This is a genomic window from Neobacillus bataviensis (assembly GCF_019969725.1).
In genome coordinates this window covers 164,737-190,139 of the sequence record NZ_JAHXYW010000010.1, presented here as the reverse complement: position 1 = coordinate 190,139, position 25,403 = coordinate 164,737, and the positions used below count along the sequence as shown (strand labels likewise).

At 43.3% G+C, this 25,403-nt stretch carries 22 protein-coding genes; 3 read left to right on the top strand and 19 right to left on the bottom strand.

Annotated elements, in window-relative coordinates:
* Positions 1-8: 8 nt before the first annotated feature.
* The 9 genes from LC455_RS22570 to LC455_RS22530 form a co-directional block, all read right to left on the bottom strand.
* The gene (locus LC455_RS22570) at positions 9-2,288 is read right to left on the bottom strand and encodes a M30 family zinc metallopeptidase (RefSeq protein WP_223594207.1); all 2,280 of its coding nucleotides are present in this window, start codon (positions 2,286-2,288) and stop codon (positions 9-11) included.
* A gap of 207 nt (positions 2,289-2,495) precedes the next feature.
* Positions 2,496-3,503, bottom strand: coding sequence for an SIS domain-containing protein (locus LC455_RS22565; RefSeq protein WP_223594187.1), 1,008 nt, complete (start codon positions 3,501-3,503; stop codon positions 2,496-2,498).
* A gap of 12 nt (positions 3,504-3,515) precedes the next feature.
* On the bottom strand, positions 3,516-4,529 hold the full coding sequence (locus tag LC455_RS22560; RefSeq protein WP_223594182.1) for an SIS domain-containing protein: 1,014 nt from the start codon (positions 4,527-4,529) through the stop codon (positions 3,516-3,518).
* Positions 4,530-4,693: 164 nt separating this feature from the next.
* Positions 4,694-5,710: an SIS domain-containing protein gene (locus tag LC455_RS22555; protein ID WP_223594283.1), complete on the bottom strand. Its 1,017-nt coding sequence runs from the start codon at positions 5,708-5,710 to the stop codon at positions 4,694-4,696.
* 53 nt (positions 5,711-5,763) lie between these two features.
* Positions 5,764-6,651, bottom strand: coding sequence for a carbohydrate ABC transporter permease (locus LC455_RS22550; RefSeq protein ID WP_223594181.1), 888 nt, complete (start codon positions 6,649-6,651; stop codon positions 5,764-5,766).
* Between the two features lie 5 nt (positions 6,652-6,656).
* Positions 6,657-7,544, bottom strand: coding sequence for a carbohydrate ABC transporter permease (locus LC455_RS22545; protein WP_223594179.1), 888 nt, complete (start codon positions 7,542-7,544; stop codon positions 6,657-6,659).
* 60 nt (positions 7,545-7,604) lie between these two features.
* Entirely contained in the window at positions 7,605-8,894 is a 1,290-nt protein-coding gene (locus tag LC455_RS22540; protein ID WP_223594177.1) for an ABC transporter substrate-binding protein, read from the bottom strand.
* 30 nt (positions 8,895-8,924) lie between these two features.
* Entirely contained in the window at positions 8,925-9,737 is an 813-nt protein-coding gene (locus tag LC455_RS22535; RefSeq protein WP_223594175.1) for a fructoselysine 6-kinase, read from the bottom strand.
* A 53-nt stretch (positions 9,738-9,790) separates the two neighbouring features.
* Positions 9,791-10,525: a GntR family transcriptional regulator gene (locus LC455_RS22530; protein ID WP_223594174.1), complete on the bottom strand. Its 735-nt coding sequence runs from the start codon at positions 10,523-10,525 to the stop codon at positions 9,791-9,793.
* Positions 10,526-10,973: 448 nt separating this feature from the next.
* On the opposite strand from LC455_RS22530, the gene LC455_RS22525 reads away from it, so the two are divergent.
* The 3 genes from LC455_RS22525 (at position 10,974) to LC455_RS22515 (ending at position 14,833) form a co-directional block, all read left to right on the top strand.
* Positions 10,974-11,468: a sigma-70 family RNA polymerase sigma factor gene (locus LC455_RS22525; RefSeq protein ID WP_223594172.1), complete on the top strand. Its 495-nt coding sequence runs from the start codon at positions 10,974-10,976 to the stop codon at positions 11,466-11,468.
* Between the two features lie 359 nt (positions 11,469-11,827).
* On the top strand, positions 11,828-13,249 hold the full coding sequence (locus LC455_RS22520) for a GGDEF domain-containing protein (protein ID WP_223594170.1): 1,422 nt from the start codon (positions 11,828-11,830) through the stop codon (positions 13,247-13,249).
* Positions 13,250-13,327: 78 nt separating this feature from the next.
* Entirely contained in the window at positions 13,328-14,833 is a 1,506-nt protein-coding gene (locus tag LC455_RS22515) for a diguanylate cyclase domain-containing protein (protein WP_223594163.1), read from the top strand.
* Between the two features lie 450 nt (positions 14,834-15,283).
* Here the strand turns inward: LC455_RS22515 and LC455_RS22510 are convergent, their stop codons facing one another.
* The 10 genes from LC455_RS22510 to hutH form a co-directional block, all read right to left on the bottom strand.
* Entirely contained in the window at positions 15,284-16,600 is a 1,317-nt protein-coding gene (locus tag LC455_RS22510) for an ammonium transporter (RefSeq protein ID WP_223594156.1), read from the bottom strand.
* Positions 16,601-16,605: 5 nt separating this feature from the next.
* The gene (locus LC455_RS22505) at positions 16,606-16,965 is read right to left on the bottom strand and encodes a P-II family nitrogen regulator (RefSeq protein ID WP_223594154.1); all 360 of its coding nucleotides are present in this window, start codon (positions 16,963-16,965) and stop codon (positions 16,606-16,608) included.
* 170 nt (positions 16,966-17,135) lie between these two features.
* The gene (locus tag LC455_RS22500) at positions 17,136-17,360 is read right to left on the bottom strand and encodes a hypothetical protein (protein WP_223594152.1); all 225 of its coding nucleotides are present in this window, start codon (positions 17,358-17,360) and stop codon (positions 17,136-17,138) included.
* Entirely contained in the window at positions 17,357-18,568 is a 1,212-nt protein-coding gene (locus LC455_RS22495) for a Ger(x)C family spore germination protein (RefSeq protein ID WP_223594150.1), read from the bottom strand. Before LC455_RS22495 ends, LC455_RS22500 begins: the two co-directional genes overlap by 4 nt.
* On the bottom strand, positions 18,565-19,674 hold the full coding sequence (locus LC455_RS22490) for a GerAB/ArcD/ProY family transporter (protein WP_223594148.1): 1,110 nt from the start codon (positions 19,672-19,674) through the stop codon (positions 18,565-18,567). Before LC455_RS22490 ends, LC455_RS22495 begins: the two co-directional genes overlap by 4 nt.
* 14 nt (positions 19,675-19,688) lie before the next feature.
* The gene (locus LC455_RS22485; protein ID WP_223594146.1) at positions 19,689-21,272 is read right to left on the bottom strand and encodes a spore germination protein; all 1,584 of its coding nucleotides are present in this window, start codon (positions 21,270-21,272) and stop codon (positions 19,689-19,691) included.
* 206 nt (positions 21,273-21,478) lie between these two features.
* Positions 21,479-22,201, bottom strand: a complete 723-nt coding sequence (locus tag LC455_RS22480) for an amino acid ABC transporter ATP-binding protein (RefSeq protein WP_223594144.1) — start codon at positions 22,199-22,201, stop codon at positions 21,479-21,481.
* Complete coding sequence (locus tag LC455_RS22475; RefSeq protein WP_223594142.1) at positions 22,198-22,854, bottom strand: amino acid ABC transporter permease; 657 nt, start codon at positions 22,852-22,854, stop codon at positions 22,198-22,200. The genes LC455_RS22480 and LC455_RS22475 overlap by 4 nt, the downstream gene beginning before the upstream one ends.
* An 82-nt stretch (positions 22,855-22,936) precedes the next feature.
* A complete protein-coding gene (locus tag LC455_RS22470; protein WP_223594140.1) occupies positions 22,937-23,743 on the bottom strand; it encodes a basic amino acid ABC transporter substrate-binding protein in 807 nt (268 codons plus the stop codon).
* Positions 23,744-23,826: 83 nt separating this feature from the next.
* Complete coding sequence (gene hutH / locus LC455_RS22465; protein WP_223594138.1) at positions 23,827-25,347, bottom strand: histidine ammonia-lyase; 1,521 nt, start codon at positions 25,345-25,347, stop codon at positions 23,827-23,829.
* Between the last annotated feature and the right edge of the window lie 56 nt (positions 25,348-25,403).

Genomic DNA, 25,403 nt, shown 5'->3' with positions numbered 1-25,403 from the left:
CACCGCCACTATCCTACCCAAACACCACTGCTATTAAATTTATACCACTTACCGCTAATCAGCACCCAGCCCGTTTTCATCGCACCGCTGCTGTCCAGGTAGTACCATTTGGTTCCATCCTTCAGCCAGCCCGTCCGCATCACACCGCTCACATCCAGATAGTACCACTTAGCTCCATCCTTCAGCCAGCCCGTCCGCATCGCACCGCTCGCATCCAGATAGTACCACTTAGCTCCATCTTTCAGCCAGCCCGTCTTCATGGCTCCGCTGCCAGCCAGATAGTACCATTTACCCCCATTCTTTAACCAGCCCGTCTTCATCACGCCGCTCGCATCAAGGTAGTACCATTTGCCGCCGTCCAACAGCCAGCCGGTCCGCATCTCACTGGTTTTCAAATCATAATAATACCACTTGCCATTGGCTAAAACCCAGCCGAACCGCAGTGGTACCCCATTATTTTCTTGTCCTTTTTTTAAAAAGCTATAACTTACATTATTACCTTTAGTAGTGGGCTGGACAAACCCATCCTTTGAATTATACGTCGTCACAACCGCTCCGCCGCCGTGCAGGTTCACAGAACTGCCGGTAAAAATTTTCTCATTCAGCGTATTAAAGAACGGATCACCCTTGAATCCGTAAGGACCGGACCCTTCTTTTAATAAAAGCGCAATCCGGAAATTGGTCATTAATTTTCCAAACGTCATATCCGGACTGATATACTTTTTCGCCACATCCTCAATCGCCTTATAATTATTATTCGGGTCCGCTAAAATTTCTTTAAAAATCCGATTCCCCTGACCGGTCTGAATTTTTATATACTGCCCGAACAAATAAGACAGCGAATAATTAGCAAGCGTATCACCGTAATAATCCCAATACAACAGAGATTGTCCATTTCTGATGGACGAAGAAAAATTATAATACTCAACCCGGTTGGATAGGCCGTGACCCAAATAGATTTGCTCGGCCGCCATAGATAAAGCTTCATCCAGCCATGTATCCATGCCCTCACTATTTCCTTCAATCAACGCATTTTGATTGAAGTTCACCATATGCTGAAACTCGTGGGCAAGTGTCTCATAAGCGCCAGTGACATCCTTTTCCGAACCTATGCCCATTGTCGGGTACGTATCTATATAAAAAATCTCAGACTGATTGGAATGATCGACATTGTATAAATCCCCGGAATAAAAATAACCGGCGGTATAGCCGTCGCCACTCGTATCCGAATATCCATCCTGAATGTCATAGCATAAAATATTTATTTTTCCATCATGGTCCACATCCGATTCCGGCCCAAAATTAGTGGTCACAGCAGAATAAATCTTATTGTCAAATTCCGTCCCTAATTTTTCAGCATCAGAATCAGTAATTTGGTTATCATAAACCCATACATTTGCTTTTGCTCCGCTGTAAGCTAAGCGGGCATTAATTTGCGTATCTGTATTCGTCGTTAAATCTGACACCCAAAATAACTTTTGATCGCCGATTTTATATGCCGGCATCAAAGACCGGGCGCTTTTTCGAACCAGCTTGCCTTTATAAGCTGCATGGTCAAATGGTTTATTATAGTCAATCTTATAAGCATCACGATTCAAACTTGCATTGGTCGTGACCTTCATTTTTTTTACATTAAAAGCCCCGGAAGCCTGAATCGCCTCTCCATCAACAGACTCATTACTAATTACCGCATATCGATCGTCCGGTACAATGTCCCTCGGCGAAGCATAAAACGGATTTGCCACCTTAAAAGTAAGCACGTCAGCATAGTAAGGATCATCACTAGATTTCGAAATTCCTATTCTCATATAAATATAAGGCTGATCGCTGAAATCACTTTTGGCCAATTCTGTATTTAAATAAACGCCATTATACCCGGTCATATCATAATCCGCACTGCCTAAGAATTCCAAAGAACCCGCTGCTTCATTATATAGTTCAAGGGTCAAAAGACTATCTTTTTCCGTAGATGAATCTGACTCATAGGTCAACTTCACATTCATCAGTTCTGAACTAACAGAAGTCACATCATCAAAATAAATATAATGATAACTGCCAACACTATCATATAAATCATCAACAAAATCGCCATTCGCAATTAAAGGATAATCCTGTGGATCCATAAAATCCGCTTTCTTTACCGACTGCTTCGGTGCTTTTTCCGAAGATAATTTCTGGCTTATCGTCTTCTCAGGCGTTGCCGCCGCCGAATCCATCCCCTCGGCAACCCCCACCGCAGGCACCAGCACCAGCTGAAGCGCAAGTAATACCGCTGCAAATCTCCGCAATTCCTCAAACCCCATTTCCATTAAAAGTCTATTAGTATTCTACTATTAAACTCTCGTAATTTCATTCCCATTTTGTTTCCAAAAAGCAACCCTATGTAGTGACTAAGCCAGTCTAGCGCTAATATCTAGTAATGCAGATTTCTGCCAAATTTTTAAACCGGCATGCAAATTGAAAGAAGCCTCCACAAAATGTGAAGACTCCGATCATTAAAATGGAACTTTTTTGTAATACCGTCTCGTCGTCAGAGGATGGTTCCTTTGCGCTTCTAAATGGCAGCTGACCCTCTCGAGAAGACTCGCAAACACGATCGGCGAGATTATACCCCTTAATTCCTCCGAAATCCCCTCTAGCTGATAATCCTTCGTATCAAAAACGGTTACTTCTCTGGAGTAATGTTCAGCAAACCGCTCTACTCTCTCTATCAGAGGGCGGGTGCGATTCTCGCCTTTGAGCAGAATTATACTCGTATCCTTCTCCACCAGCTCTAACGTGCCGTGAAAGAAATCGGAGGCATGGACCGGACGGGTTTTGATCCATTGCATTTCTTCTAAAATACACATCCCGTAGTAATAGGTTTGCCCCCAATCTACGCCTGCACCGGAAAGAATATGGTAAGACGTTCTCTTATGGTTTTGGGCAAATGCGGATGCCCGCTGCTCGGCAGCTTCCTTTACTTTTAAAAGTGCGTCTGGCAGCAGTTTCATTTCCTCAATGTATTGATGGTACCGCGGGAATTCCTTTCGATTATACATGAGGCGGAACGCTATCAAATAGGACTGGATGTAAAATGACTCACAAGAGGTATCGTCCTCCGCAAAATTAACGAAGGTGTAATCCGTTAATTTTGCTAACGGGGTATCGGCATGGCCAACCAGGCTGATGGTCGTCGCCCCTTTTTTACGGGCAAATTGCGCCGCTTCCACCGTTTCTTTGGTTGTACCGGATAAAGAAGGAAAAATCACTAAGGAATGTTGGTCTAAGTGTTGATGATCCATCAACATCAATTCCGATGAGATTTCCGTAAAAACAGGCAGGGTAGAATACGTTTTTAAGATGTATTCAGCAGGATACATGAGAATCGCGGCGCCGCCTGTACCTACAAAAAATACATTTTTTATTTCTGACATGGAATCAATGGCCGCATCCAGCTCATCCTTAAGAGACAACGCTCCCTTTTGAATTCTTAAATACCGTTTTGAGTCGAAATTGAACATCACATTCCCCCCTTAATACTCCATTTTCCGGTAATAGCGTCTCAGCTCCAACGGATGATTTCGTTCCCGCTCCAGATACACACTGATCCGTCCGGTTAAGGCCCAGTTCACGTTAATGGCCAAATGTTTCCTGAACTCCTCACTGATTCCATCCAAGGCATAATCCTTTGTATCCAGAATGAATAGCTCTTTTGTAATTTTTTCAGCAAATCGCTCGACCCGCTCCACCAGCGGACGGGTTTCATCTTCTCCTTTGAAAAGGATAAGGCTTGTATCTTCCTCGACGAGCTCGAGCGTCCCGTGGAAAAACTCCGCCGCATGGATCGATTTAGACTTAATCCACTGCATTTCCTCTAATATGCACATCGCATAGGAATAAGTGTTGCCCCAAAGATTGCCCGCCCCGACCAGCATGTGGTACCCGGTATCCTTGTGCTTAATGGCGAATTGCTCTGCCCGTTCGTCAAAGGCTTCGAGCGCCTTGACCATGCCTTGCGGGAGAAGTTCCAATTCTTTTGCAAATTGATTATATTGCGGGAACTCGTCGTTGTTATGGATGAGACGGAAGGTCAAGAGCTGTAAATATAGAAAGAAGGTATCAAAGGAATGCTTTTCATCAGGAGCCAAAATGCAATAATCGACCGCTTCGGCGAGCGGGGTGCCTGCCTTTGCTACCAGCCCAATCGTCGTCGCCCCTTTATCCTTGCAGAACTGGGCGGCGGCTACCGTTTCTTTCGTAGTACCGGTGACAGAAGCAAATACACAAACAGAGTCTTTTGTCAGATGACGGTTGTTCATGACAAGCAGCTCCGCCGCAATCTCCGCATGAACTTCTAAAGAAGAATTCGATTTCAAGATATATTCAAATGGGTACATCATTGCAATCGTCCCGCCTGATCCGATAAGGAAAATATTCTTAAACCCTTTAGTGGCGATTTCATCCACCACCCGCTCAATCTCCGGTCTTTGTGCAAGCGCCTCCTGCCCGACAATCTTTAAAAATAACTCGGCATCAAATTTTAACATGGTTTTACCTCCAAATTTATTTTAGTTGAGTGGCGTCAGGATCATTAATGGACATTAGTACGCCTACAGTGTACATCCTTACTTAAAAGAGAAATGTCCTCCCACCGCGGACAAAATGGTTAAAATGTCTTTCTTTGGTGCCTGACACCAATTTAACTTTCCTTTTAATACGGGACCTTCCACATGTATCGTCTGGTGCTTAGCGGGTGGTTGCGGGCTTCGGCCAGCTCTTCTGCGTATTGGCGGAGCACGGCTTGTAATACAAGTGGGGCAATATAGCCTTTCACGCTGTCAGCCACGGCCGTTAAGTCGAATTCCTTTGCATCAAGAACAACGACTCTGTCACCGTAACGTTGCGTGAATTCTAAGGAACGCTCTTCTAGCGGACGAGTTTCATCCAAACCTAACAGCTGAATGACTGGAAGGTCTTTATCTAGCACTTCAAATGGTCCATGGAAGTATTCGCCGGCATGGAGGGCATGGGAATGGATCCACTGCATTTCCATCAGCAGGCATATCGCAAACCAGTAGGCAATCCCGTAGTTAGCGCCGCTGCCCATTGTGTAAATCACCTTGTCAGCCTTATAGGACTCCGCAAACGCCTTTGCCCGTGGTAAAAATTTTGCCTTTTCTTTTTCTAAAATTGGTTCTAGGTTTTCTAATGAAGAAACAACATCATTGAATTTTTCATTACCTTCTTTAGCTGCAAGGAGTCCGAAAACAAGCTCGAGCATAATCGCAGGTGATTCGTTCAGGTAATTTGCTCCTTTGCCATCTTCATAAACAATGACATATTCAGACTCTTGGGCCAGCGGTGCATCAGCATCAAAGGTTAATGAAACGGTTAATGCCCCTTTTTCGCGGGCGAAGCGGGCCGCTTCCACGGTTTCTGGTGTTTTTCCATAGTGTGAGCACAATATCACCAGTGATTTTTCATTGAGCTTTTGCGGGTTGCGATGAATGAATTCATTGGAGCTGTATAAATCAGAATCGATTGTTGCACTCTCACGGTCTAATACATATTTACTGACATACATCAAGGAGGAAGATCCCCCGCATGCGACGAAATAAACTCGGTCAATTTCGCGTTTTTTGAAAACCTCTAAGGCATTTTTAACGTCTGCTAACAATTTTTGTCCTCCTTTTTTATCTGTTTGGCATAAAAAGAACCCTACATTCATTTGGTATATACCATTTAAACCAATCAGGCTGAAAAAGGGAAGCATTCCCCTAATCATCCCTTCACACTGCCAGCTGACAGCCCGCGCACAAATTGTTTTTGAAAGAGAATATAGGCAATAATCATCGGCAGCGCTGAAATCGCTAAGCCGGCCAATTGGATTCCAAAATTAGTATTCAATTGACTCCGCAAATTCATTAGACCAACTGGAATCGTTCGAAGCGCAGAATCCTCCACGAATACCAGCGCGAACATAAATTCATTCCAGACATTCATCCCCGCCAGCAACGCGCAGGAAGCAATAATCGGCTTCCCCATCGGGATGATAATGTGCCAATACACCTTCCATCTATTACAGCCATCGATAATTGCTGACTCCTCAAGCTCTCGCGGGATGGATAAAAAGTAAGATCTCATTAAGAAAATCGCAAACGGCAATTGAAACGCCACATACGGAAGAATTAACGCCCAATACGTATTGTAAAGCCCCAGCCCCTGCAGCAATTTAAACAAAGGAATCAAGCTGACCTGTGGTGCCAGCATTAAACCGCTTAAAATCAGGACAAGCACCAGATTCTGGCCTTTAAAATGGAAACGGCTCAAGCCAAAAGCCGCCATCGACCCGAGCAGCAGCACTGCCAGCACTGAAACAACCGTCACGAGCACACTATTTAAAAAGAATTGGCCGATACCCGCGTCCCAGGCAGCTTTATAATTGCTCCACAGCCATTCCTTTGGCAGCGACCACGTATTCAGGAAAAAATCACTATTCGATTTCAGTCCGCTTAAGGCAAGCCAGATAATCGGGTAAATGATCACTAAAGCGAAGACACTAAACCAGACGAACACCACAGATTGAAACAATCTATTTTTGACCAAGGTCAAGTTAACCCGCGAACTGCGAAACTCCGCCACTTTTTCCGTATTCACCAAAGGTTCCATACCCGCTACACCTCCTGTCCCGATTTCCCCAATTTCAACTGAACCAAAGACAGGGTCAGCGTTATCACAAAAATCACTGTTCCGATTGTTGAGGCATAGCCCATTTCATCATTTCGGAAAGCCGCCCGGTACAGCATCGTCCCCAGCACTTCCGTCGAACGGCCCGGTCCCCCGTTAGTCATAATGTACACTTCATCAAACACCTTAAACGCGCCAATCACGGTGATCACCGTGCCAACTAGAATCATTTCCTTAATCTGCGGCAAGGTAATAAACAGGAACGTTTTAATTTTAGAAGCGCCATCAATCATCGCCGCTTCATAGTATTCATACGGAATTTTTTGCATCGCTAAAATGAACAGCATCGCCATATAGCCGGTATACTGCCATTGTGACACCGCAACGACCGCGTAAATGGCTACTTCACTATCACCCAGCCAGGAGCGTGCCCATTCCGCCTGCCCAATTGCCTTCAAGGCACCGTTAACCAAGCCGACTTCCGGATTATAGAGGAGCTGCCAGAGCAATCCGACAACCGCAATCGATATTACAGAAGGAATAAAAAACACCGTACGGAAAAAGGGCTGGAACCTGCGAATCAATTTATCTTCTAAAATAGCAGCAATAACCAAACCGCCGCCGACTTGAAACACTAACGAAATGACCGCGTATAAGGAATTATTTTTCAAAGCCGTAAAAAAGATCGGGTCTTTAAAAAGTCTCCCGTAATACTCTAAGCCGACAAATGCTCTCCCCGCCTCGAACGAATTCCACCTAAATAAGCTATTGTAGAGATTTAAGACAATCGGCAGAAACACAAACATGAGAATGAGAAGGAGTGCCGGCAAAATAAATAGTAAGGCTGTACGGCTACTGCGAAAGGTTCTTGTCATATCTTCTCCCTCCTGGAAGGGGGCAGGCAAATCGCAAGCAACTGCCTGCCCTTCTCATTCTTATTCCACTTCACTTTGGACTTGCTTCGCTACCTTTTGAACTTCCTTAATAATTTGTTCCGGTGTTTTCGATCCATCCAGCAAGAGTTGGATATTAGATAAATACACATCCGCAACTTTCGCGTGAACATCGGTATCAAGCCACTCCGCCATGCCTTCTGCTTTCTTCATCGCCTCAACACCTTCAGCCACTTCCTTCAAAGCTGTGTCTGGGTTTGTAGCTCCGTCAATCGGGCTTGGCCAGCCAATTTGCTTCACCAATTTTAAAGAATTTTCTTTGCTGGTTAAGAATTTCAGGAACTGGATCGCTTCTTTAGGATGCTTGGTTTTTGAAGAAACGATAAAGCCATCCGGTGCGCCGGTGATGAAATTCTGGTTTCCTTTTCCATCGGCAATCGACGGCATCGGGAAGAAGCCCCAATTGCCCTTCATGTTTTTATCCATATCAGCAAATTCCTCTAGTTCCACATACATAATCGCGCCCTTGCCGGCGAAGAATAATTGCTTCGCCATATCATGTGAGCTGGAGTTGACATTTTTCATAAAATAACCCTTTTTATTCAAATCAGCTAACAGTTCCATGGCTTTGACATAGCCTGGGTCGGTGAATTCACCAGAACCTGGATTATAATCTTTCATTCTTACATCCTGGGAAACTTCTTTTTGGTTTAAGCCTGTTAAGTAATGAATCGCGGCCCATGGATCTTGATTTCCTAGAATGAGCGGAGTTTCGCCGCCCTTTTTCAACGTATCGAGAGTCTGTAAAAATTCATCCCAGGTCGCAGGCTCCTGCAGGTTATATTTTTCAAAAACTTTCTTGTTGTAAACAAAGAATTTACCATTGAATCGAAGTGGGATACCGTAGTTTTTTCCGTCAGAGGTGAAAGGCTGCAGGGATGCTGGAATAAAGCTGTTCTTCCAAGCTGTATCTTCATTTAGATAGGGGGTCAAATCTAGGGCTGCATTGGCACGGACGAACTTACGGGCAAATTCGCCTGACCAGGAAAACATGATGTCCGGAACCTCGTTGCCTCCGAGGATGACACGAAGTTTGTCCTTGATCGGTTCATCGGCAATGGCTTCCATCTTAATCTTGATGTTAGGATTCTGCTTTTCGAAATCTTTAACCACTTCTTCAAAATAGGGAGCGTATTCTGGCTGCGGCCACTTATGCAAAAACTTTAACACTACTTTTCCCGACTCATCTTCCTTTGTGGATGAAGAGCTCGAGCACCCCGCGAGCAACAGGGCGAACACCAACATGAATGTTAAGACCAGCTTTGTTTTCATAGAAATAGACCCTCCTTATTTTTATAAAAATTAAAACGGAATCCCATATCCAAAAGCGCCATCGACAAGGCAGGTTTTGGCTGCGAATTTAGCGCCCTCTTCCAAACTTCTTTCCAACCTATTTCCAGTTAAATGATGCAGGATAAACGCTGTAAAAAAGGAGTCGCCGGCACCGAGTGTATCCACTGGCTGAACAAAATGCGGCTCTTGACGGTAAAAATTCTCGCCATCAAAAACCATCGCGCCCCGCGAACCCCTCGTGCCAATCGCCAGCTTGCTGCCAAAGGCATAAACTCGTTTTAATAGATTCTCAGCTTCCTCATTCGCCAGCTGTCCGCATGAAAGAAGACTAATATCAATATGAGGGCAATTTTGTTCTAGCAATGAATCAGTGTAGTCACTCGAAAAATCATAGGATACGAGAATGCCCGCTTCCTTCAATTTCGGCAGCTCTGTATCCATATCGCTGTAGATGCTGCTATGAGCTAGATTGAAAGATTTAACATAGTCGAGGTCTTCGTTATTGAGGACAATTGGATGATCCTTCTGGACACCTCCTCCATTCCCGCCAATAAATATCCGGTCGCCATCAACTAAATCGACTGCGGCAAAGCCGTTTTCTCCTTTATGCTGGCGGCATTTCGAAATATCCACATCCAAGCTTTTTAATGTTTCAATAATATGTGCTGCCGCTAGATCATTCCCGAAAACGCCCAGATAGGCGGATTCAATCCCTAATTGCTTGGCATAGACGGCGAAATTCAGGGCGTTCCCACCGGGATACATCGTTTTTTTATACATATATTTATCAACGACATTATCGCCGACACCTATTACCTTCATCTCGGTTCCCTCCTTTAATGGTATATACCATTTCTTGTAAATCTGAAACAAAATCATTTCAGATTAAGTTCAGAATAAAACCTTACGATATCGCTTCTAGTTAAAGAAGTGGAAAATTCTATTTCTTGGTCATGGGGGTCGTAGGCAACGGACTCCTGATATATACACGGACTTTCGGAGCGGATTTTTAATAGCTTACTATCACTTTCCTCCGAAAAAGTAACCTGCATTTGCTCCTTTGCCTTGACTAGAACAATCTCGTATTGATCCTCCAAGATTTGATAGAGAGATACATTATCGAAGATAAACTGTTCGAGATTTGGACATAGTTTTTCAGAAATAAACGATTCTTCGATCGCTACCGGCATTTCATTGACTGAGCGCAATCGTTTTAAGAAAATAAGTGTTTCTCCGATTGGCACATTCAATTTCCTGGCGATATGGGGCTTGGCCACGGTCTTCCCGATGGAAAGCACCTTTGTGCTGGGAATAAACCCCTTGTTCATCATATTTTTCGTAAAACTATTAAAGGTAATAAAGTCCATTTCAATTTTATTGTTGGTGATGAACGTTCCCGCGCCTACCCGCCGCTCGACCACACCTTCTCTTTCCAGGACTGAAAGTGTGTGCCTAGCCGTCATCCGGCTGATTTGAAATTGCTCGGCCAGCTCCCTTTCAGACGGAAGCTTATCCCCGTGCTTCAGCTTCCCACTCTCAATATCATCTAAAATCTTTTCCTTTAGCTGCTTATAAAAAGGAACTTCTTCGTCTCGTGTCATTCTGCTCATTGATAATTTCCCCTATTTTAGTTGATATTCACTCCTAAAACTAATTGTTGAGGTTCCTACAAAATTTGTCAAATCCAATAATGGTATATACCATTTAAAGCAATTTTTAAAAAATTGGACTATTAAAACGCTTTCATTTTTTTTGGTAAAGTAAATGGTCAATTGCTTGCGGGTTGAGTTTAGAATAGTCCAAATTTTTTGTGCCGTCAATGAGGTTTCAATAAACAAATATCGACGATTCTCGCAAAAAGATTTTTTTGAGTCAATAATCTAATGAATCAGCAAAAATGAGCTCCAAAAATCACTTTTGTGCATAAAAATCGACTGTTTCAGGCGAAAATGCCCTTCAAAAATGATTTTGTGACATTCGATAAGCTGTACCATTCCGGCTATGGTAGAGGTACCCGGGAATATCAAGGATAGCGCGCTTTCTGAAAGGAATTTACCATTGGAAAGCTTCGAACAATTAGTGGAACAGTACCAGCCGATGATCCAAAAGATTATCAACTCGCTCCATCTTTACAAGAACAAGGACGAATTTTACCAGCAGGCGCTCATCGCCCTGTGGGAGGCAAGCAGGCGTTTCAATCCTGAAAAAGGAAGCTTTACCAACTATGCCTACTCCTATATACGCGGCCACCTTCTCATGGAATTAGCCAAATTGTATCGGGACAGCGAACGAAACCTTTACCCTAAGGAAGAATTCTGGACCGCCGTTGAAGACGATCATTCAGTCTGTCCAATGGAAAAAGAAACTCTATTAACCTATTGCTCCACGCTGACACCAAATCAAAGAAAGTGGGTCCGCGATTCGGTCTTCTATGGTTTTTCGATTAGAGAGATTGCCGAACGGGAGCAGGTTTCGGTCTCAGCTGTCAAACAATGGCGCACGGGTGCGAGGGAAAAGATAAAGAACTTGATTCTTTCTGTCGAAAACATTTAATTCTACCTGACACGCTTCTCCATTTTTCCGCTGTTCGGTTTGCTATTTTTAGTAATAGATATCCACGAACTTGACCATACTGATGAAGGTATTCTTTCAGGTAGGAGTGGTTTTAATGGAAGAGCGGGAAAGTTTTTTCACAGGATTGCTATGGGGCACAGCGCTAAGCATCCCATTATGGCTGGCCTTATTTGGATGGGTAAAAATAATCCTCCATCTATTATAAATTTCGATTAGCTGATAAAGGGTATGCGGTCCCCGTTATCGGCTTTTTTATTTTAAAATAAACCGGAATACCCTTTCCTTTCCCAAAAAATATGCTAAAATACCGAGGATAAATAGAAAAAAGGAGGATCAACTTGAAATCCTTCACTAAGAATCTATTAACAACACAAGAATTCAATCAAGTTAATGAAGAGCAGTTATTTGAAAGAATAAAACTCATTTCTTATATGCTGATTTTCACCTATCCATGTTTTTTCATTGTCGACTTTCTATTTTTTAAAAATCTTGACAGGCCCATGTTTAAATTGGTGCTCAAAGGCGTACATCTTACTGGACTGGTAATATCACTCATATTTCTTATGATCTACCGGAATAAGAAAGCTCCTAAAAGTTTGATCGTAAGTGGTTATATTTCCCTCTATTTGTTGATAGGGGCCGTTTCCTCTATCAACAGCCAGCTATTCACCGGAAACATTTACGCCTATATCATAATATTACTGGGAGTCGCTGCTATCTTCCCGATTCGTCCTAGGAATCTATTATTCCAGTATGTCACCGTCCATATTTTATTCTTAATCGGCTTATATCTAATTGAGTCCAATCATTATTCGTACCTCTCCATATTAATTAACTCGACAGGGACCGCCGTCATTTCATTTACCATTGCACTGGCCTTCTATTCGTTTCGAAAAAATGACTTTTTAAACAAGCAGAAGCTTAGCCGGAATGAGGAAAGTTTTCGGAGACTATTTAATTTGAATCCAAACCCGTTAATACTGACAAAGCTCGATAGTGATGAGATTGTCCTCATGAATAAACAAGCGGTCGAATACTACCCGGAACATGTTGATATAAGCTTTTTTTTCAGCAGTCCATATGAGAAGCAGGAAATTTTAAATAGGCTATTAAAGGAAAAAAGCATTAAAAATTATGTAGCAGAGCAGCAAATTACTGCTAACGTATGGAAATGGTCGCTGCTAAATTTCGAATTGGTTGATTACCTTGAGGACACCTGCATTTTAATCGATTCGACTGATATTACTGACATGAAAAAGAAAGAGGCCGAGCTCCTTCAGCATGCATCTATTGATATGCTGACCGGCATTCGCAATCGCCGCAGCGGCATTGAACTATTAAGAGGGCTGCTTAAGGAGGATACGCAGGAATTTATTATTTGCTATATTGATATAAACAATTTGAAAATCGTCAATGATTGTTTTGGTCATTCAATTGGTGACGATCTGATTAAAACGTGCTGTGAGACAATTAGCGATAACCTTGATCCCCAGGACGTGTTATTCCGCCTGGGCGGGGACGAATTTATCGTGATCTTTTTAAAAAAGAAAATCGAAAACGTCGAGGAAGTATGGGATGACATTCAGTATACCTTCCACGAGATTAACCTTTCCAATCAGAAACCGTACGAAATCTCGGCTAGCCACGGATATTACCACTATAAGCCGGGGACAAAGGTTACGCTCGAAGAAATACTAAAGTCGGCAGACCAGGAGATGTACAAGAAAAAGGCGATTGATAAGGCGTTGGAAAATGTCTAAATGTTGTTATTGTGATGCTTCGGATAATAGGATACGATAGATTAGGTAATATTTACAATTTAACGGGGTAGTGTACGTATGTATAAAAATTTAATTATGGACCTCATCGCTAACCTTGCCATCTTAACTTCATCCATCGTCCTTATCCATTACTTTTTTAAAAATAAAGGCAATTTTTTCGATATTCATCACCTAAACACAAGAATCCTGAAGGGCAAGTCAAAATTATTCATTGGTTTGTTTTTTGGCATAGTTGGGTCAATCCTGATGTTTTATGGATTGCGGCTTGGCACGGGAACTCTTGTCGATTTCCGGCATTTTCCCATTATCATCAGTTCCCTTTTTGGCGGAATTCCTTCTGCATTCCTAACAGGAAGTATTATCGCTATCTCGCGAATCTTTTTTAACGGGCAAACAGATTTGCCGTCTTTCATTGGGGCATTAAATGCCATCCACATGGCCATCGCCTGCGGTCTCATTTCCACCTATGCCACCCAATGGAGGAAATGGATATATTTGAATATCTATTGTTTAATTTCTATTAATCTCATTGCTATTTATTTAATTAAGGACCTAAGCACGCTGCTGCTGATTACGGTTGCCTTTTGGACGACATCTATGATTAGTGCTATATGTATATTCTATTTGATTAATTATCTATTAAAGACTAGTTTTCTTCAAAATCGAATAAAAGAGAACGAGGAACAATTCCGCTTAATTAGTGAGAATATGTCGGATGTCGTTATGGTGCTGGATACAACAGGGATGGCGCTATATGCTTCCCCTTCTATCGAACTTTTTGGCGGTAAGCCGATCGAGTATATCGGAAAGTATCCTCGTGAATATATTCACCCGGACGATGTCGATCGTGTCCGAGAAATGTTCCATAAAGTGGTCATCGACAGAAGTATTTTAGTAACGGAATACCGCTGGCGGCATGCAACTGGGGATTGGATTGATGTCGATATGCGCGGAACACCCATCATTGAAAATGGAGAAGTGACAAAAGTGGTGGCCGTTTCAAGGGATATTTCAGAACGGAAAAAGATGGAGCAGCAATTGTACTATTTGTCGAATATCGATGGCCTAACCGGATTATCGAACCGGCGCTTTTTTGATAGACAGCTTGAAAAGGAATGGATCAAGTCGGTGCAAGCGAAAACGCCGCTGTCACTGCTATTTTTTGATATAGATTATTTTAAACCTTATAACGATACATATGGTCACCCAGCAGGTGATCGGTGTTTGCAAAAGATTGGTATTCTTGTCCAAGAGCTTCTTGTTCCTCCCCAGGTTTCGGCCCGCTATGGCGGGGAGGAATTCGCCATCATTCTTCCGGAAACCGATTCAGCTGGAGCGGTTATCATTGCTGAGAAAGTGCGCGAGGCGATTGAGACGTTAAACATCCCTCATCAAGCTTCACAGGAATATGGGGTAATAACCGTAAGTATCGGCATTGCCACTTATCGGGACGGATCGGTTGGGTCCACCAGTGAATTGATGGAACAGGCGGACAAAGCATTGTACCAAACAAAAAATGCCGGGCGGAACCGGGTAAGCAGTTGGGGAGCATTGGCCCCATAATGAAGGCGGCTTAATCAGCCGCCTTTTTATTTTAACTCGGGATGAATTGAGAGTGGGAATGAGGAACATCGGGGCCCTTCTATAGGACAGTTTGGTAGTTTTTTTTCCAAGTTTTGTCCCATAGAGCCTTTCTATGAGACAGTTTGATAGTTTTTTACCAATTTTTGTCCCATAGAGCTCTTCTATGGATAGTTTGGTAATTTTTCCACCAAGTTTTGTCCCATAGATCTATTCTATACGACAGTTTAATAGTGTTTCTGCCAAGTTTTGTCCCATAGTCTATTCTATAAGACAGTTTGATAGTTTTTTTACCAAGTTTTGTACCATAGAGCTCTTCTATGGGACAGTCTGGAAATTTTTCCGCCAAGTTTTGTCCCATAGGGCTCTCCCATGGGACTGATTGAGCACATTTTAACTTAGTTTTTGTCCTTCAGTGCAAAAAGCTTCCCATCAAACTGGTTTCTCCGCCTTTGCTTTGCTCGTTACAGGAGCCGCTACCGTGACACCTGTGGTTTCTTCGAAATTAAATAAACTGGTTGGCAGATCCGTGAAACGCTCCAATTCGTTATATGCCGGAATACCGTGGTAGGACATATCAAGCCCCTCTTCTTCCTCTCGCTCAGATGCCCGGAAGCCGACCGTTTTTTCGCAAACCTTCGCCATAAACGTTCCGCCAAGGAGCCCCCATATTATTACTACAGCTGCCCCTAAAAGCTGAACCTTTAAAAGCGAGAAATCACCCGTGGTGAATAATCCCGCTGACCGGTCAAACAACCCGACCGCAATTGTTCCGAACACACCGCTGAAACCATGGACAGCCACAGCCCCGACAGGATCATCCACCTTTAAATAATCGACGAATAGCGTTGAATAAATCACCAGCAAACCGCTAACCGCCCCAATTAAAACGGCACTCCATTCGGAAACAAACGCACATCCAGCCGTAATCGCCACTAATCCCGCTAAAACACCATTGATCGTCATACTTGGGTCAGCTTTGCCAAACTTCTTCATCGTTAAAAATAAAGCAGCCGCACCGCCGCTTGCTCCAGCTAACATTGTGTTAATCGCAATCGGGGCAAGCGCTGAGCTTGAAGCATCCAGGGTGCTGCCAGCATTAAACGCAAACCAGCCGAACCATAGAATAAACGCACCGGCGGATGCCAATGGTATATTACTAGGGGCAAAAACGTTAACACTGCCGTCAGAATTGAATCTGCCCTTCCTTGGTCCCAGCCATTTCGCCATCGCAAATGCGGCAAAGCCGCCAACCGCATGAATTGCCGCCGAACCAGCAAAATCCTTCATGCCTAATTTCGCCAGCCAGCCATCGCTATTCCAAATCCAGTGACCGGACAAAGGATAAATAATAATACAAATAAGGGCCGCAGTGACCACATAGGCTTTAAAATTCATCCGCTCTGCCAGTGCACCCGAAATAATCGAGATACAAGCAACCGCAAATCCCATCTGAAAGAGCACAAACGCCACACTGGGCAATTCAATCGAAAGGACAATTTTTTCCGGGCTGCCAATCAGGCTTGTGCCAACGAATCCAAAAGCATCCTTGCCAAACATAATTCCAAAGCCAATTAGCCAAAACGCTAAGGCGCCGATCGTTAAGTCGACAAAAATCTTCATCGTGACATTGACGGCATTTTTCGTCCGGACAAACCCGGCCTCCAATAAACTGAAGCCGCCTTCCATAAATAACACCATGGCCGCAGCCAGGACCACCCAAATGGTATTGACATACATTAGTTCCATTATGATCACCCCTCTCGATTTGCTAAATCATCAATATCATAATCAATCGTTCCCGTTCGAATATTGTACGCCTCCAAAATCGGATAGACGTATATTTTCCCGTCTCCGTCTTCTCCTGTCCGGGCTGCCTGGACAACGGTGCGGATGGTCGATTCCACCAAATAATCCGAAAGGACAATTTCCAGCTTTACTTTTGGATGCAAGGTCACCTGATAATTTTTCCCACGGTACACACCCTGCGTATCTTTTTGCTTACCGCGGCCAACCACCTGGGATACGGTAAAACCGGTAATTCCTATCTTTTTCAAGCCCTTAATGGTATCTGTAAGCCTTTCAGGCCGAATAATCGCCTCAATCTTTTTCATGGAAACACCCCCATGTTACATTTCCTAACATCAATATGTAAAAATATATAACAATAAACAACCCTTCGTCAATGGAATTTTTCCACCAATTAATCAATTCTGAATATTTAAATAATTATGTAAGCCCTTACATAAAAAAATATCCCTTTAGCAGGGATATTGAAAGCTATTTATTCAAGAAGTTTTCCTAGAGGCTTGTATAAGACATCAATTAATTCTGAAGGACCCGGTACATCCGGAAAAAAGATTAATAGGTTAGCCAAGATCAAGCCGAGGACTGAAAATATAACTAAAACCGCTTTTTCCTTTTTTTGATTTTGGTTTATTTTTGATAATTGAAACATAACCATACAGAGAACAAGAAAAGCAGTTCCTAATAATGATCCCCATTTCATTCTTCCTTCACCTTTTCCTTTGGAAATTGCGGTAGAACAGAATGCATACCCTGCCTCTGAATTTTGATTTTCGACGAAACCGTTACTTCTATGGTTGGAAAGATTTCATCCCAATGATTTTTTTCCCTTTTCCAAGCTTCGGGGTATTTGCGGTGAAAGGCATCTGCAAACCCAAAAACATCTGCTTTCATACCCTTTTGAACTTCCTTCAATGTTTCGTGCACTCTTTTAGCAAGTTGGATGTTTAATTGCTGCTCTAAAGACTTAACTACTTTAGGATTCGCCACATCTAAATTTGTTGTATTTTGTATGATATCATCATCCGCTTCAGCTTTGAGTACGATTTCCCATTTGCCATTTTGTATTTTCGGAATGATTTTTGAATTAGCCCGCAATAATTTCATGGAAACATAACCTTTTTCACCTTTAGGTGTAACGGAGATGGTAGAATATTTAATTTCATCTCTAAGCCACAAAAGCCCCCTCGTAAGGGAATCATTTATTTTACCAACCATTTTATCCCTTTTAAAGATAGCCGTTCCGCTAATATAGGCGATGGTTCGCTTTTCTTCCTGACCTTCGATTGGCGGAAGAATCTTAATCCAAGGGACAGCCGTATCCCCTGCTTCACTTACAAGCATTTCCGCGAAATCTTTGGTGGTAACCGTCATTCCTATTTTATGTTCCCCCAATTCTCGAACAACTTCTGCAAGGTCACGTTCCAGCGGAGGCAGAAGACTTAATATTTTTCGAGCTCTCTGTTTGCTGATAAATAATTGCGCTCGTTCACGAAGTTCTGGCATACGCATAAAAAAATCGACATGCTCTGCAAGTCCCTCTTTAGCTATTGTCTCATTGAAGATAAACACTTCACAATGACTCCAGAAAATTTGGCGCGGCAGCTTTTCTTGAAGAATCGACATAGCCTCAGCAATGGTATTTCCTTGGGCAGATCGTATCAAGGTCTGCATGTTTCCGCTGTCGCTGCTGCCTTCCATTCCCTGCTCACTTCCGCCGCCCTTAGGTATATACAAAAGAACCGTGAGCTCCATTTTTCCATCTTGTTTTTTATCGATACCGGCACCTCTTATCAATGCCAGATCGTTTACCTCTCTTCTATCCCAACAGCCCGAAAGCAAGAAAATGAATAGAATAAGGAAAAGAAATACAATCTTTTTTTGGGAGGCTTTCCAAAAATGCTGACTCATCCTGGAAATGACCCTTTCATTTGCTGTCTTTTCTTTTTAAGCCACGCAATGGTCAGAAGGAAAACTGGAATGCCAGCCTGAACGGACAGCAGATAAAAGGCTCCTGAAGAACTAAGAAAGTGAGATAGGACCTGCAAATTTGGCGCTGACCATATCCCAAATAAAATTAATAAAAAGCCAGTTGGGAGAACAATCGGGCGAAAATCGGAAAGCTTCAGCCACTGCGCAATCCCCAAAACAAGCACATAATAAAAAACGGTAATCTTAACAAATGTTCCTGCCACCCAAATGGCCATCACAATCGATTCCAAATGGGCCAAAAAATCAGCAATACTAATATACCGAGCTGCCACCATAACCGGATAAGTCAATAAAGCTGTCATTTTTCCAAATAACAATAGGGACATTACATTGGTAAGCACCATATAAAACATCACACTCAAGACCGAAATCATTGCCCATTTCATCCCTTTATTCCGGTCTCTTAAATAGGGGAAGAAAAAAGAGACAAGAATAAATTCACTAAACCAGCTTTGCAGAACAACTGACCCCTTTAGGGATGGACCTAACCCGTTTTCCAGCATCGGAAATAAATGCTTCATATCCAAATCTTTAATAAGCATGACAAATATAACCAAATAAAGGACTAACAAAACAGGGACAATCATTTCCGAGCATCTCCCAATCACTTCAAGGCCGCCATAGACAGCCATGGAGGAAACAATAATCATCGTCGAAAACACGACGACCATGGGTGTATGATGGAGGAAGGTACCCGAAACGAATTCTCCATATTCGCGGACTATAATTCCAGTTACATGAAAATAATAAAACACAAGAATCAAGCCAAGAATTTTCCCAAGAATTTTCCCTAGAATTTGTTCGCTATATTCAAAAATCGTTTCATTCGGATAGAACTTATGAAGTCGATAAGCAACAAAAACAATCATAAAACCCATGAAAGAAGCCCAAATCGGCGATAGCCACAAATCTTGTTTGGCTGACTTTGCAGTTATCGCAGGGACGAGAAGTAATCCGGTTGCCAAAATGGTTGGATTCATCATAATGGCCATTTGTAATGCCGATATCTTGCCCTGTTCAAGCATGTCCTTTTCAACTCCTATTCAGTCCCCTTTTGCGGGTTAGGTTTCTGACCCTCAGACTGTCGATTGGTATTAGAATAGCCTGTCAAGCGAGTGCGCTTTTTAAGGGACCACCAAGGTGCTCTTATCAATACATCTTTCATCTCTGCTCCCTTCATAGGTGCCATCGGAGACAGATAGGGAACGCCAAAGGAACGTATCGTGTTTAAATGAACAATGATCGTAAGAATCCCGAGCATAATCCCGAGTAACCCCAATGTCCCTGCTGCCACAATCATTGGGAAGCGCAGCATTCTGATAGCGGTGGATGCGTTGTACCGGGGAATGGCAAAGGAAGCAACCCCGGTGATTGCTACCACCATGACCATTGGTGCCGATACAAGCCCCGACGAGACAGCTGCCTGGCCAATGACTAAGGCCCCAACAATACTGACAGCGGAACCTACTTGTTTGGGCAAACGGATACCAGCCTCCCTAATGGCTTCAAATGTAATCTCCATAATGATCGCTTCAACAAGAGCAGGAAACGGGACTTGCTCCCTTGACTTCGCCATACTTAATAATAAGGTGGTCGGCAGCATCTCTTGATGATAGGTAAGAATCGCCACATACGTAGATGGAAGCAGTAAGGCTATTAGTAAAAAAAGGTAACGCAGCCAGCGAATGAGTGTCCCGATCATGAAACGTTGATAATAATCCTCTGATGCTTGAAACAAGGAATATAGGGTAGTGGGAGCTATAAGGACAAAAGGTGTCCCATCTACTAAGATGGCCACACGCCCTTCCAACAAACTCGATGCCGCAACATCAGGCCGTTCTGTATTTAAAATTTGCGGGAACGGCGAGAAAGGATTATCCTCGATGAACTCTTCGATATAGCCGCTCTCTAATACACCGTCGATATCAATGCGGTTCAGCCTGTTATGGACTTCTTCAAGCAGTTGTTGATCAACAACCCCCTCGATATACATATAAACAATTTGCGTTTGACTATAACGCCCCACGACTAAGGATTTCATTTTTAAATCGGGGCTTTTAATTTTCCTTCGTAAAAGCGATATATTAACACTTAAGGTTTCCGTAAAGCCATCCCTGGGCCCTCGAACAACAGATTCAGCCATTGGTTCTTCAATGGCGCGTTTTTCCCATTTCGCCAAACCTACAGTGATTCCCTGTAGTTGTTGATCAATCAAAATGACCGGATTCCCTGAAGAGATTTCCTGAACCGCCTGCATTGTGTCAGTAATAGGTTTCACCTTCGAAACGGACAGCTTCTGCTCAAGTATCGCCTGTATATCGGGAAGACTCGCTGTTTCTTGCTGCATTAGCGGCGAGAGCACATTTTTATCGATTTCTTCAATATTGGCCAAACCTTCTGTATAAATGAGAAGGGCTTTTGTTTTATTACCGATTAAAAAGCTGCGAAAAATAACATCAGGACAATCTGTGAATGTAGATTTCAAGACAGCTTCATTTTCAAATAAATGGCGTGAAAGTGTTTCCCGGTATGCATTTTGCTCCCGTTCACTTTCCAGCTGCTCATGTCCTTTAAAGTCTTCCTTTTTGAAATTAAGGCCTCTCATTTTTCGCCGCAAACCCATCACGAATTCCTCATTTTGTTTTGTTCAGTCTATTATCCTTTTTCAAGAAAATAATTCCATGTTTTAGTATGCTTCTAAATGGTTTTATTATCCAAGCATGATCACAAAATATGGATGTATTTATCTTAAACAACGGTAAAGGTCTGTTAGTAAAATCCGATTACAACAAAAAAAGACCAAATCGCCGCACGAATTGGTCTTTTTTTTTACAAAACCTTACTTAAAAAGGATATCGTCCGTTCTTCTTTTGGATTTTCGAATAATTCACTTGGGACATTTTCTTCTACAATGAAGCCGCCATCCATAAAAATGACACGGTCGCCCACTTCTCTGGCAAAGCCCATTTCATGGGTCACAACGACCATTGTCATTCCTTCCTTGGCGAGCTGCTTCATGACCTCTAATACCTCGCCGACCATTTCCGGGTCCAGGGCAGAAGTGGGTTCATCGAAAAGCATGATTTTTGGCTCCATCGCCAGGGCCCTGGCAATGGCGACACGCTGCTTTTGCCCCCCGGAAAGCGAATCTGGATATGCATCCGCCTTGTCTTCAAGCCCAACCTTTCTTAAAAGCGCCAACCCTTTCTCCCTTGCTTGTTCCGCAGCAACCTTTCTCACCTTCATCGGCGAGAGCATAATATTTTCAATGACCGTTTTATGTGGAAACAGATTAAACTGCTGAAAGACCATGCCCACTTCCGTCCGCACTTTATTGATATCTGTTTTTTTGTCAGCAAGATCAATACCTTCTATAAAAATATGTCCGTCTGTAATCGTTTCTAATAAATTGATGCACCGTAAAAAGGTGGACTTCCCTGACCCGGATGGACCTATCACCACAACAACCTCCTGCGGCTGGACCGAAACATTAATGTTCTTTAACACTTCGTGTTTTCCAAATGATTTTTTTAAATTTCTTATCTTAATCATCCGGTCGCGAGCCTCCTCTCCAATTTAGTTAGCAGAAAGCTTAAGCTGATAGTTAACAGGAGGTAGATTACTGCTGCGGTAAGATACGGCTCCCAAACCCGAAAATACTGGCCCTGCATGGCTCGTCCCCAATACATGAGTTCTGGCGCTGCAATTAACGCGGCCAGTGATGAATCCTTGATTAATACAATAAACTCATTTCCTAACGGAGGGATCATCCGTTTGAAGGCCTGCGGCAAAATCACATACCGCATCGCTTGGAAATGATTCATCCCGAGCGATCGTGCCGCCTCCATCTGTCCCCGATCAATCGATTGGATTCCTGCGCGGAAAATCTCCGCAATATACGCAGCTGAACAAAACGAAAGCGCTAAAATAGCTGCCACAATGGCATTGGTTTTTCCAAGGAACAACGGAACAACAGCAAAATGAATCAACAAAATTTGAACCAAAAAAGGTGTTCCGCGGAAAAAGACGATATACCAGGCAAACGGCTGCACAAAAATTTTATTTTTCATCATTTTGCCGAGTCCAATTAAGAGCCCCAAAATCGTTCCGAACAAAATACTGGCAATGGAAAGACCAATGGTGAGCATCGTCCCTTTTAGAAAAAAAGAACTATATTCAGATATTAAATCAAAACGAAAATCCATAAGCTAATCCTCCTTTATTAAAATTTTTCTCACCCAAAAATTGCGTAACTGCTTTTTGTAGAAGAGTTACGCAATTCCACCATTATTCGCTTAACAAACTCGCATCAGGAGCAACCTTAAACCACTGTTGATAAATCTTTGCATATTCACCGTTTTCCAGCACTGTTTTGATGGCTTTGTCGAAGTCGCCTTTTAGCCTGCTGCCCTTTGGAAACATCAGTCCATAAAATTCTTTTTCAAAGGCTGCATCATCTTTAATTACGACTACTTTTTCGTTTGGATTATTTTTTACGTATTCTTCGACGACTGTGTTATCAGCAACCACGGCATCCACACCGCCGCCTTTTAATTCCATGATCGCCAAGTTAGTGCTTTCAAATTTTTTCAGATCGGGACTGTTTTTTCCTAGGATGGCTTCAACAGCCTCCTGCCCTGTGGTCCCATTTTGCACAGCTACATTTTTCCCTTTCAAATCTGCTGCACTTTTTATCGGGCTTCCCTCTGGCACGAGGATTTCATTTGTCGATAGAAAGTAAGGGATTGAAAAATCATACGTCTGCTCCCGTTCATCGTTAATTGTGATCGCGGAGATACCAAAGTCAGCAGTTTTTCCTTTTATTTCCACAAATAAAGGATCCCAGCCGGTATTCACGACATTAATTTGGTAACCGGCTTCTTTTGCTACAATCTTGATAAAATCTAGATCAAACCCTTTGATATCTCCCTTATCCATGTATTCAAACGGGGCGTATTCCGCATTAGTCACAACCTTCAGTGTTTTCTTGTCCTGACTGCCTTCCCCACCTCCGCTGGTGGTCTTACTGGTCCCGCATGCTGATACAATCAACATTAAAACAAAGACGATAGATAAAATTTTATACGACTTCATAATGAACCCCCTTTTTTAATATCCGAAAATTCAGACTTTTATTTAGAGATTGAGCCTTGAACAGCTCAACCTCTTTCTATTAATTAAACCAATGATGAATCCCTTAAAATAAATTGCGCCAGTTCTTCCATTTGATCCGATATCGCCCGGTCCGATTCAAGCGGCGGACAGATTTCCCGGATCTTTTCTAAATACGCCCTTGTTGCCGGTGCCAATTCCTTTTCTGCCTTTTCTAAATAAATTGCCTGGGAGGCGCAGATCATTTCAATCGCAATAACCCTTGCAGAATTGTGAATGATCTCGCGGGCTTGTCTTGAGGCAATCGTCCCCATGCTGACGTGGTCCTCCTGATTGGCCGAAGTCGGAATCGAGTCCACACTTGCCGGGTGGGCGAGCACTTTATTTTCCGATACAAGCGATGCTGCAGCATATTGCGCCACCATCAGGCCGCATTCCAGCCCTGGGTCCACTGCCAGAAATGGCGATAGACCGCTCAATTGCGGATTGACGAGCCTTTCTGTTCTGCGCTCAGAAATATTCGCCCATTCTGCTGCCGCCACCTTTAAAAAGTCCATCGATAATGCGATTGGCTGACCATGGAAGTGCCCCCCTGAGAGGATTTCACCGCTTTCTAAAACAATGGGGTTATCGGTAGTTGAGTTCATTTCCACGCTCAAACGCTGATCAACATACTGAATCGCCTGCCACGAGGCACCATGAACCTGGGGAATACAGCGAATCGAGTAAGCATCCTGTATGCGGATTTCTCCCTGGCGGGTAATACGTTTACTGCCCTCCAGCCAATTCCTCATCCGGGAAGCAACCAATTCCAGCTCCGGATGCGGCCGGACCGCTAAAAGCTCGCTGTCAAAAGCAGAAACCACTCCGTTCAGTGCCTCCATCGTTAAACAGGCGGCCATATCAGCGGCAACACCGACACGTTCTGCTTCATTCAAAGCAAGTGTGCCGACTGCAGACATCGCCTGAGTTCCGTTAATAAGAGCAAGACCTTCCTTTGCTTGAAGGGATACCGGTTGAAGCCCCGCACGTTTTAGAGCTTCTGCACCCAGCAGGATTTCGCCTTTGAATTCGGCTTTCCCCTCGCCGACCAATACAATCGCAATATGAGAAAGCGGAGCTAGATCGCCGCTGGCACCCACAGAACCCTTACAAGGAACAACCGGATGAACCCCATTGTTGATCATGTCGATGAGCAGCTGCAGCGTTTCTACCCTGATTCCGGAGAAGCCTTTCGCAAGGGAGTTGGCTCTCAGTGTCATCATCGCTCTGACAACGGGGATTGGCAGCGGTTCACCGACACCGACAGCGTCGGCACGCAATAAATTCAACTGCAATTTCGCATTATCTTCACGGTCAATTTCGATATCGCTGAGTTTTCCGAACCCAGTATTCACACCGTAAACGACTTTTCCATCATTGATTTGTTTTTCCACGCGCTTGCGGCTTTCCCGCACTCGCAGCCAGTTATGCTCCGGTATGTCTACTTTCGCCTCGCCCTTTGCAACCCTTTCCACTTTATAACGGTCCAGGGTTAAGCCGTCTAATTCTATTAATTTCAACTCTACCAATTCTTTGCTGCCCATGATTTCTCACTCCTATAAAGGTTTAATCGACTTTATAAAATATTATAAAGCTCTTA